General features: G+C 52.9%; 11 protein-coding genes. 2 read left to right on the forward strand and 9 right to left on the reverse strand.

Annotation, left to right across the window (positions count from 1 at the left end):
• Nucleotides 1-147: 147 nt before the first annotated feature.
• The 9 genes from PHF27_RS11700 to PHF27_RS11740 all read right to left on the reverse strand — a co-directional run bounded on the left by PHF27_RS11700 (nucleotide 148) and on the right by PHF27_RS11740 (nucleotide 7,141).
• Nucleotides 148-687, reverse strand: a complete 540-nt coding sequence (locus PHF27_RS11700; RefSeq protein ID WP_300070211.1) for a 2-oxoacid:acceptor oxidoreductase family protein — start codon at nucleotides 685-687, stop codon at nucleotides 148-150.
• Nucleotides 684-1,436, reverse strand: coding sequence for a thiamine pyrophosphate-dependent enzyme (locus tag PHF27_RS11705; RefSeq protein WP_300070214.1), 753 nt, complete (start codon nucleotides 1,434-1,436; stop codon nucleotides 684-686). The genes PHF27_RS11700 and PHF27_RS11705 overlap by 4 nt, the downstream gene beginning before the upstream one ends.
• A gap of 4 nt (nucleotides 1,437-1,440) precedes the next feature.
• Nucleotides 1,441-2,511, reverse strand: a complete 1,071-nt coding sequence (gene vorB / locus PHF27_RS11710; RefSeq protein WP_300070217.1) for a 3-methyl-2-oxobutanoate dehydrogenase subunit VorB — start codon at nucleotides 2,509-2,511, stop codon at nucleotides 1,441-1,443.
• 12 nt (nucleotides 2,512-2,523) lie between these two features.
• The gene (locus PHF27_RS11715; protein WP_300070220.1) at nucleotides 2,524-2,727 is read right to left on the reverse strand and encodes a 4Fe-4S binding protein; all 204 of its coding nucleotides are present in this window, start codon (nucleotides 2,725-2,727) and stop codon (nucleotides 2,524-2,526) included.
• A 2-nt stretch (nucleotides 2,728-2,729) separates the two neighbouring features.
• Complete coding sequence (locus tag PHF27_RS11720; RefSeq protein ID WP_300070223.1) at nucleotides 2,730-3,635, reverse strand: phosphate acyltransferase; 906 nt, start codon at nucleotides 3,633-3,635, stop codon at nucleotides 2,730-2,732.
• A 25-nt stretch (nucleotides 3,636-3,660) separates the two neighbouring features.
• Complete coding sequence (gene buk / locus PHF27_RS11725; RefSeq protein WP_300070225.1) at nucleotides 3,661-4,725, reverse strand: butyrate kinase; 1,065 nt, start codon at nucleotides 4,723-4,725, stop codon at nucleotides 3,661-3,663.
• A 194-nt stretch (nucleotides 4,726-4,919) separates the two neighbouring features.
• The gene (locus tag PHF27_RS11730) at nucleotides 4,920-5,693 is read right to left on the reverse strand and encodes an IclR family transcriptional regulator (RefSeq protein WP_300070228.1); all 774 of its coding nucleotides are present in this window, start codon (nucleotides 5,691-5,693) and stop codon (nucleotides 4,920-4,922) included.
• Nucleotides 5,694-5,716: 23 nt separating this feature from the next.
• Nucleotides 5,717-6,475 (reverse strand): amino acid ABC transporter ATP-binding protein, encoded by a 759-nt coding sequence (locus PHF27_RS11735; RefSeq protein WP_300070232.1) that lies wholly within the window; start codon nucleotides 6,473-6,475, stop codon nucleotides 5,717-5,719.
• 12 nt (nucleotides 6,476-6,487) lie between these two features.
• Entirely contained in the window at nucleotides 6,488-7,141 is a 654-nt protein-coding gene (locus PHF27_RS11740; protein WP_300070235.1) for an amino acid ABC transporter permease, read from the reverse strand.
• 266 nt (nucleotides 7,142-7,407) lie between these two features.
• On the opposite strand from PHF27_RS11740, the gene PHF27_RS11745 reads away from it, so the two are divergent.
• Nucleotides 7,408-7,773, forward strand: a complete 366-nt coding sequence (locus PHF27_RS11745; RefSeq protein WP_300070238.1) for a P-II family nitrogen regulator — start codon at nucleotides 7,408-7,410, stop codon at nucleotides 7,771-7,773.
• A 172-nt stretch (nucleotides 7,774-7,945) separates the two neighbouring features.
• Entirely contained in the window at nucleotides 7,946-9,262 is a 1,317-nt protein-coding gene (locus tag PHF27_RS11750; RefSeq protein WP_300070241.1) for an ammonium transporter, read from the forward strand.
• The last annotated feature ends 360 nt before the right edge of the window (nucleotides 9,263-9,622 follow it).

The raw sequence follows: 9,622 nt of genomic DNA on the forward strand, positions 1-9,622 counted from the left end.
CATTTTCTTCCTCGCCTGGCGAAAAACCATCTCGCCCTGCCGGAGCATTCATTAGATCATTGGCTCCTTATCTTCTCTTACTATTCCGTTACCCGCATCCTCATGCGAACCCTCTGGTTCTCCGATTCTCCTGTTCAACCCTCTTTCCTAGCTCCGCCCTGCTAAACCTTGCTGGACCGCTTTCATGTTGAGGTCGAACATCTCCGGCTTTTTCTTGCCGACCACCGCCTGAACCGCTTTGGATACTGACGCTTCATCCACCAACTGCAGATGAGGCAAAAGCGCTCCCAGGCAGACCATATTAGCCAGAGCCGGCCGCCCCAAGTCGTGAGCCAAATCGGTAGCAGGCACCTCGATCAGCTCGATATCGTCTCGCCGTTTGACGGAGGTATCGATAATGGACGAATTGACCACCAACGCGCCGCCGGGACGGATACGCCCTAAAAACGCTTCATAGGAAGGCTGATTGAGCACAATGCCAGCATCGGCTTGCTCAATCACTGGAGAATGAATCTCAGCCGAAGAAACAATGACCGAGCAATTAGCCGTACCGCCGCGCATTTCCGGGCCATACGAAGGGATCCAGCAGATCTCCTGCTCATCCAGCATGCCTGCATAAGCCAGAATCTTGCCGATAAACATAACGCCCTGGCCGCCAAAACCGGCCAGCAAAATTTTGTCCATCATAATTCGGCTACCCCCTTGGCCATTTTCAGTTCGCCCATTTCATACACTGGCAGCATGTTCTGCCGCAGCCACTCGAGACTGTCTTTAGGCGACAAGCCCCAGTTGGTCGGACAAGTAGACAGAATGCTGACAAACGCGAAGCCCAGACCAGCCTGCTGCACCTTGAAAGCCCGACGAATCGCCTCTTTCGCTTTACGAATATTTTGCGGCGAGTCCACTGACACCGCTGCTACATAGGCAGCGCCCGAAAGGGCCGCCATTACTTTCGGCAGATCGATCGGCTCGCCCACAACGGAAGCATCCCGCCCCTTGGGGCTTGTAGTCGTAATTTGCCCATCTAATGTTGTCGGCGCCATCTGGCCGCCGGTCATACCAAAAACGGCATTGTTCACCATAATCGAGGTGATCTTTTCTCCCCGCGCCGCGACATGAATGGCGTGACTCGTACCAATAGCCGCAATATCCCCGTCCCCTTGGTACGTAAAGACCATCTGCTCCGGCTTGGAACGCTTGATCCCGGTAGCCACCGCCTGCGCCCGCCCATGCGCGGCGCCAACGAAATCGCAGCTGAAAAAGTCCAGGGAAAAGCCCGCACAACCCACTGGCGCGACGCCAATGGTATCGCCGACAATATCCAGTTCCTCCAGCACTTCGCCAATGAGACGATGAATAATACCGTGCGTACAGCCGGGGCAATAATGAAAGGGCAGCTCCGTCAAGCCCTGGGGTCTGCCAAATACTCTCTCCATATCTTTAGGCCTCCTTCCGACATTCCGGTGCAAAGGTGCGCATAAAATGCTGCAGCACTTCGTTTTCCGAAGGCAGCATGCCGCCTTGGCGGTTGTACAACTCTACAGGCATAGCGCAGGAAACCGCCAGCTTCACATCTTCGATCATTTGTCCGGCATTGAGTTCCAGCGTCATAATTCCTTTAATCTTACCAGCCAAGCCGTCAAAGGCTTGCTGCGGAAAGGGCCAAAGCGTAATCGGCCGAATAAGGCCCAACTTCACGCCCTGCTGACGCGCCGCCAACACAACGCTTTTGGCAATACGTCCGCAAGTGCCGTACCCTACAAGCAGATACTCCGCGTCTTCCGCGCAAAAGTCTTCCCAACGCTGCTCTTTTGCCGCAATAGCGGCGAACTTCTCCTGCCAGCGCAGACAGTTCGCCTCTCCCGCTTCGTTCGTCAAGCTATAGCTGACAAGCTTACGTTTTTCCCGGCCTCGGCAGCCGCCAACCGCCCAATCTTTAGGAGGCAGCTCTTTGGGCTGATACGGATGGCAAGCCACAGGCTCCATCATCTGCCCTAAGAAACCGTCTCCCATGACCAAAACCGGCGTGCGGTACGTATCAGCCAAATCGAAGGCCTCCATCGTCAAATCATACATTTCCTGCCCTTTGGACGGCGCCAGCACAATCAAGCGATAGTCGCCATGTCCGCCTCCTTTAGTGCACTGAAAATAGTCGGCTTGGGAAGGCCCTAAGCCGCCCAGACCAGGCCCGGCGCGGTTAATATTAACCACAACCACCGGCAGCTCCGTCGCCGCCAGATAGGAAAGCCCTTCTTGCTTCAAGCTAAAACCAGGACTGGAGGATGCAGTCATAACCCGCGTTCCTGTAGCAGCAGCGCCATAACACATATTGATAGACGCTACCTCGTCTTCGCCCTGCAGTACCAGACCGCCCGCTTCCGGCAGATGCTTCGACAAATATTCCACAATTTCCGTGGAAGGCGTAATAGGGTAGCCAAAAAACAGCTTGCAACCCGAACGAATGGCTGCTTCTGCTATGGCTTCATTGCCTTTGATGAGTCTTTTCTCCATGCTTGCCGCCTCCTAACGATAAATCTCAATTGCAATATCCGGACACATCGTAGCACATAAGCCGCAGCCGATACAGGCTTCTGGCTTTACTGGCGTCACAGGAAAATACCCTTTAGCGTTGGTTTTTTCCCCCTGAGCCAAAACCTGTTTGGGACAGGCTTCAATACACAAACCGCAGCTTTTACAGTATTCCGGCAGTACCACAATTTTCGTCATCCTCAATTCCCCTTTCTTGCAGCCAAACAGGCCAAACAAATGGAATGCAGCTTGCCTTCCGGCGTCTCCGCCCGGGACGTCAGCACAATAGGATGGGTGGCGCCCAGCACCAAGCCCGCCATATGCGCGCCTGCATAATACAAAAGCGATTTTCCCAGCACATTGCCGGTTTCAATATTAGGCATCAAGAACAAATCCACTTGACCGGAAATACGGCTGGCAATGCCCTTATGCCGAGCCGCCTCCGGATTGAGCGCCACATCCAGGGCGATGGGACCTTCGATGACGCACGGCGAAAATTCTCCCGCCGCAGCCACTGCCACCAAGGCTTGCGCATCTACAGTAGCCTGCATCTTCGGATGCACCTGCTCATTAGCAGTCAAAACCGCTACCTTGGGTTCCGCTAAGCCCAGCGCGCGCAGCGCGGCCAAGGCGTTTTTCAAAATCCCTTTTTTCGTCGCCAAATCCGGCGCGATATTCATGCCGCCATCGGTATGGTACAAAAGACGTTTTTCTCCAGGCACCTCAAAAACCGCTAAGTGACTGAGCAAGCTGCCGCTGCGCAGCCCCTGCTCCGGATGCAGCACCGCTTTGAGAAAATCACTAGTGTTGAGCATGCCCTTCATTACAACCTGCGCCTGACCTTGCCGTACCAAGGACACCGCTTTTAACGCCGCCTGCGCCGGGTCCTTCTCGTCGACAATCCTTGTATCCGCAGCCAAGCCTACTTCCTGCAACATGGGCTTAATTTCCGCAGCATCTCCTACTAAGACAGCCTCAGCAATCTCTGCATCCTGAGCCAGCTTCAACGCCAACAGCACGTCTTTATCCTGCGCCACCGCCACGGCTATCGTCTGCGCCCCTGATTTTTTAGCTTCCGCTAAGGCATGGGCAAAGTTTTCAAGCATAGTTTTTCCTCCTTAGCATCCAACCTTATTCGTAACGCCGCGCCTCTTCCTTCCCGCGCAGTACCCGCAAAGCTCCCAACGCCAGCGACTCCAGTTCTTCCTCGCCAGGCACTACATACACCGGTGCAATAAATTCCACCCGCCGGCGGATGTCCGCCACAATCGCTTCCGCATAAGCAATACCGCCAGTAAGGGCAATAGCGTCCACCTGTCCCTCCAGAACGGCAGCCATAGCGCCAATATCCTTCGCTACCTGATAGGGCATCGCTTCTAGAACCAACTTGGCTTGCGCATCGCCAGCCTCCGCCATCTTCTGCGCCTCTCGCACATCCTTGGTCCCCAGATAAGAATACATGCCGCCTTGGCTGGTCACCTTGGCCCGCATTTCCGCCTCGCTATAGCGCCCGCTATAGCATAGACGCACCAATTGATTGCCCGGCAGCGTACCGCAGCGATCCGGTGAAAAAGGACCTTCATCCATTGCATTGTTCACATCAACAGTCCGTCCATAGCGCTGGGCTGATACGGAAACCCCCGTACCCAAGTGCGCCACAATTAACCGAACTTCCCCATATTCCTTCCCTAAAAGAGAAGCCACTTTTCTCCCTACAGCCTTGCTGTTCAAAGCATGAGACAGGCTCACCCGCGGCAGCTCCGCCAACCCGGAAATACGCGCCACCGGCTCCAGCTCGTCCACAGACACAGGATCAACAATATACGCTGGTATGCCTAGTTTCTCCGCTAAATCCTGGGCCATAGCCGCCCCAAGATTGGAAGCGTGCTCGCCTCGCTGCGCCTGCTGCAAATCAGCAAGCATCGCTTCGTTGACGGCATAAGTCCCGCCCAAAAGAGGCTTAAGCAGCCCGCCGCGAGCCACCACCGCCTGCAGCTGCTCTAAAGAAAAGCCGTTTTGTTCTAACATGTCAACGATCAGCTTCAACCGATACCCATGCTGAGAAAACACCGTCGCAAAATGCGCCAGATCTTCCTCCTTGTGCTCTACGGTCTCTTTGAAGCAAAGCGTCTCGCCTTGAAATAAGGCAATTTTAGTAGATGTCGCTCCTGGATTGATTGCTAAAATATGCTCCATACGCCCTCCTTGTTCCGACCAACGGAACGTTGTTCCTTTTTTCTTGTAAAAAGAAAGCGCTTTTAGAATGCAATCTAAGAACGCTTTTTTTATTGTCAGAATTAACTTGTCTATATTGTAGCAGAGCGGTCAAAGAATCTCAATCCCCAAAATACGTTTTGTGGAAGAGGTAAACAAAATAACAACCCCTAATATTACTGCATAGCACGAGAGATGGCGGCGGCAGCCCGGCGGACGCCAGCAATAATCTGCGCTTTCTGCTCGCCCTGAATGCGCGAAGACGGTCCCGAAAGGCTAATGGCCGCAACAATTTCACCGGATGCTCCCAAGATCGGAGCGGCAATGCAAGTAAGTCCCCATTCCAGCTCGTCCTTATCCGTACCATAACCGCCGCGGCGTATCTCCGCCAATTCTTGCTGCAGCACATCCCAAGACGTAATGGTTTTTTCGGTAAAAGCCGGTAAAGGATGCTCTAAAAAACGATTCAAAAACGCTTCCCCAGCATAGGCCAAGAGGCATTTCCCCAAAGCCGAGCAATGCGCTGGCGTTGTCGAGCCAACAGGCGGCGTCAAGCTGAGAATTTTTTGGCTTTCAATTTTATCAATAACAATCTGCCGAGGATACTCTTCGCTGCTGCGATCCAGCACCGCTAAATGCACCCCTTCGCTAAAGGCGTCTGCAAGTTCTTGCGCATAAGGTCTGGCAATACGGTTGATAGGCAGCTTTTCTCGCATGGTCATGGCAATGGAATACAGCTTCAACCCCAGCCAATACCGTCCGGTTTGCATATTCTGCTGCACAAAGCCTTTTTGCTCCAGCGTCGCCAACGTGCGGTGCACGGTGCTTTTATGCAGACCCATCGCTGCGGCGATTTGCGTTACGCCCATCTCTTGGCCGTAATTTTGCAGTACAAGCAGCACTTCCAGCGCCCGATCCACTGAGGAAATCCCCTCTTTTTCACCAGCCATGACGCACCTCCTCGCTGACAAACCTACAGGATCTTGTCCAAAAACTCCCGCGTCCGCTGCTGTTGGGGCGCGCGAAAAATCTGCTCCGGCAAGCCTTCTTCCACGATTTCCCCTTGATCCATAAAAATAACCCGATTGGCTACTTCTCGCGCAAAACCCATTTCGTGAGTAACCACCACCATGGTCATACGTTCTTCCGCCAGCTGCCGCATGGCTTTCAGCACTTCTCCGGTCAGTTCCGGATCGAGCGCCGAAGTCGGCTCGTCAAAAAGCATAATATCCGGCTGCATCGCCAAGGCCCGGGCAATGGCTACACGCTGCTTTTGCCCGCCGGACAAACTGGAAGGATAGCTGTCTTTTTTCACCAGCAAGCCTACTTTATTCAAGAGCTCTTCCGCCAACGGCAAAATCTCGTCTTTCTTCATGCTCTTTACCGTCATCGGCGCTTCGAGCAGGTTCTGCAGCACCGTCAAATGAGGAAATAAATTAAAGTGCTGGAACACCATGCCCATTTTACTGCATATCTGTCTGGCCCGGCCTTCATCCGCGTATTGGCAAGCGCCGCCAGGTCCCGGACCAGCCAACTGCTCTCCTTCAATTTCAAGCAAACCGCTGTCGATCTGCTCCAAGCGGTTCAAGCAACGCAAAAACGTACTTTTCCCCGAACCGGACGGTCCGATGATGGCGACAACCTCGCCTTTTTCTACCTCCAGCGAAATGCCCTTGAGCACTTCTACGCCGGAAAACTGCTTATGTATATCAATGGCTCGAATCATCTTCATTATTGTCACCGCCTATTCTTCGTAGGTATTATAGCGTTTTTCCAGCCATTGGAAGCCCCAAGTGAGCACCAAGGTCATGACCAGATAAAACACAGCCGCCACCAAAAACGGCGTCGTGCTGAAATCTCGCTGCACCAAGGCCCGCGCCGTACGCAGCAAATCATCCATAGCCAACACGTAAATCAAAGAAGTATCCTTAACCAACGTGATGGTCTCATTACTAATCGGCGGCAGCACGCGGCGTATAACCTGCGGCAAAACAATACGGCGCATGGTCTGCACATAGTTCATGCCCAGCACCTTGGCGCCTTCGTATTGACCCTTTTCAATGGACTGAATGCCCGCCCGGAATATTTCCGCAAAGTATGCTGCGTAATTCAGCACAAAAGCCAACATGGCAGCCGAAAAATCAGACAGCTTCACGCCCACATAGGGTATCAGCGGCAATGCAAAATAGACAAACAAGAGCTGCAGCATCAAGGGCGTGCCGCGAAAAAGCCAGATATACATGCCGATAAAGCGTTGCAGCCAGCCATAGCGGGAAATGCGTCCCAAAGCCAGCCCCAATCCTAAGGGCAGCGAAAGCACAATCGTAACAAAAAACATTTTCAGCGTAACAACCGTGCCTTCCAGCATCGGTCCAACGATATTCAAAATATATTCCATTCTACCGTCTCCCATTGATTGTTTTCTTCCAGCACCGCGCTAAAGAAGCGATGCCTTTCTCATTGTACATGAAGAACGTCTTTCATGCCAGTCTTTCCTGCTTTTGCCGCACGTTTCCTAATTGCTTCCGCACCCAAAATCGTTTACACTAAGAAGGTACATGCTTTATAAAAAGCATAAGTCGCTTTTAACTTTTTCAAGACGCACGTAGATTTTGTTTCAAATATAATACGATAAACGCAACATAAAATAATGGAGGTACTTACATGGATGCCATTACCAAAGTAGAAATCATTACCCGCCCTCATAAGCTGGATGAATTAAAAGAAGCTCTTAACGCCATCGGCGTTACCGGCATGACAGTCAGCCAGGTTTTCGGCTATGGCTCCACCAAAGGCCATACCGAAGTATACCGCGGCCATGAGTACGCCATTAATTTGCTGCCTAAAATCAAAGTGGAAACCGTCGTTTGTGAGGTCCCTGTCGAACGCGTAGTCGAAACCGCGAAGCGCGTCCTCCGCACCGGCGAAATTGGCGACGGCAAAATTTTCATTCACCCCTTAGTCAACGCAGTCCGCATCCGCACGGGCGAAGAAGGACCGGACGCCATCAAAGAACCTACGCGTTCTTGATTTTTTTTACAAACCATCTAGGCAAAGCTATTTTTTCATGATATAGTTGTCACATGCCGACATAGTGGCGACGTAGCCAGTAATAAACACGAAGAATTTTCCTTACGGAAGCTTCGTGTTTGTTACTGGTTTTTTTGTTTTTATTGTATACATTAATCAAGGAGGACAAAACATGGAAATCTCAGTACATTCTCTGGCAGTAGGTTTAGACACTGTATGGGTGCTTCTTTGCGCCGCCCTTGTTTTCTTAATGGAAGCAGGCTTCGCCATGCTGGAAGCCGGTTTTATTCAAAGCCGCAATTCCCTTAATATTATTATGAAGGTGCTTGTAGACTGCGCTGCCGGCATGCTTGGATATTTTGCCGCCGGTTTCGCCCTCATGTACGGCGCCGATGCCGCCGGCCTCATTGGCACGAATGGCTTCTGGGTCAGCGGTGACCTCTCCCATTTGAATCTGAAGATTCCCATCTACGCTTTCTGGCTCTTTCAGGCTGCTTTCGCCATCGCCATGGCTACCATTGTTTCCGGCGCCGTGGCGGAACGCATGAAATTCGCGCCATATATTATCTTTTCCTTTGTAGCTACCGTTGTCATCTACCCCCTGGCTGGCCACTGGGTCTGGAGCAGCGAAGGCTGGCTGAACCAGCTGGGCATGCTAGATTTTGCCGGTTCCGCCGCCATTCATGCCTTGGGCGGCTGGTCCGCTCTGGCTGCCGTTTGGGTACTTGGCCCCCGTACTGGTCGTTTCAACAAAGACGGCAGCGCCAACGTCATGCCCGGTCACAACCTGCCGTTGGCAGCCCTGGGCGCCTTCATCCTCTGGTTTGGCTGGTTCGGCTTCAACCCCGGCAGCACCCTGTCTGGTCTTGATACCAACATTGCCCGCATCGCCGTCAACACCAACCTGGCAGCCGCAGCCGGCGGCATGGCCGCTACGCTTTTAACACTTTTCCGTTACGGCAAAGCCGACCCTAGTATGGCTATCAACGGCGCACTGGGCGGTCTTGTGGCCATCACCGCCGGTTGCGCGTACGTAGAGCCCATCAGTTCCATCGTGATTGGCGCCATTGCCGGCGTGCTCATCATTGCCGCCGTTCCCTTCTTTGACTCCTTGCGGGCGGACGACCCGGTCGGCGCCATCGCCGTACACGGCGTCTGCGGCACCTTCGGCACCGTTGCTGTCGGCGTTTTTGCCGAAAAGGGCGGCCTCCTTTATGGCGGCGGCACAGATCTGCTTTTCATCCAGCTTCTAGGCGTATTGGCCGTTTCCCTCTGGGGCTTCGGCGCCACCTATGCTGCTTTCAGCGCCCTCAAAGCCATCTGCGGCATCCGCGTTTCCGTCGAGGATGAACACGAAGGCCTGGATCTCAGCGAGCATGGCATCACTGCCTACAGCGAACTGGAATATGGCGCCTTAAAGCCTTTGCACCACCCCATCCTGCGCACGACTCCTCTCGCCGCCAAAGAAGAAGAAATCCGTTCGGTCTAAGGTACGAAACTCAGAGTAACTGAGGAACAGAGGAGAACAGAGAAGATTAGAAAGCACGAACCAGCTTGCGCCCTGCGCAAGCTGGTTGTTTTTTATTCAAACCCATCCCCGTATTTTCTCTAAATCCCTCTGCTTACTCTGTTCCTCTTTGTTCCGTTCTCCGTACCCTCCAGCGACTCTTGTTTAATCCCCGTTCGCTACGTCTCACCGCCCCCCATCTCTTTGCGGCATACCGCTCATTCCCAAGAAGAATTTTCTTTCCTCCAGCAAGTGCAGTACAATGCAAGTGGGAAGAAAAATCCTACCTTTCGAAAGGCGTGAACCCATTGGACATTTTGCATTTGACCTATTTTGTAGAAG

The sequence above is a fragment of the Anaeromusa sp. genome, from assembly GCF_028691475.1.
GTDB lineage: Bacteria > Bacillota > Negativicutes > Anaeromusales > Anaeromusaceae > Anaeromusa.

Excerpts from the sequence above, each read along its gene's own strand:
- PHF27_RS11745 (WP_300070238.1), top strand. The coding sequence starts at position 7,408 with ATGGATGCCATTACCAAAGTAGAAATCATTACCCGCCCTCATAAGCTG.
- PHF27_RS11735 (WP_300070232.1), bottom strand. The coding sequence starts at position 6,475 with ATGAAGATGATTCGAGCCATTGATATACATAAGCAGTTTTCCGGCGTA.
- PHF27_RS11700 (WP_300070211.1), bottom strand. The coding sequence starts at position 687 with ATGATGGACAAAATTTTGCTGGCCGGTTTTGGCGGCCAGGGCGTTATG.
- PHF27_RS11750 (WP_300070241.1), top strand. The coding sequence starts at position 7,946 with ATGGAAATCTCAGTACATTCTCTGGCAGTAGGTTTAGACACTGTATGG.
- PHF27_RS11740 (WP_300070235.1), bottom strand. The coding sequence starts at position 7,141 with ATGGAATATATTTTGAATATCGTTGGACCGATGCTGGAAGGCACGGTT.
- buk (WP_300070225.1), bottom strand. The coding sequence starts at position 4,725 with ATGGAGCATATTTTAGCAATCAATCCAGGAGCGACATCTACTAAAATT.
- PHF27_RS11730 (WP_300070228.1), bottom strand. The coding sequence starts at position 5,693 with ATGGCTGGTGAAAAAGAGGGGATTTCCTCAGTGGATCGGGCGCTGGAA.
- PHF27_RS11720 (WP_300070223.1), bottom strand. The coding sequence starts at position 3,635 with ATGCTTGAAAACTTTGCCCATGCCTTAGCGGAAGCTAAAAAATCAGGG.
- vorB (WP_300070217.1), bottom strand. The coding sequence starts at position 2,511 with ATGGAGAAAAGACTCATCAAAGGCAATGAAGCCATAGCAGAAGCAGCC.
- PHF27_RS11705 (WP_300070214.1), bottom strand. The coding sequence starts at position 1,436 with ATGGAGAGAGTATTTGGCAGACCCCAGGGCTTGACGGAGCTGCCCTTT.
- PHF27_RS11715 (WP_300070220.1), bottom strand. The coding sequence starts at position 2,727 with ATGACGAAAATTGTGGTACTGCCGGAATACTGTAAAAGCTGCGGTTTG.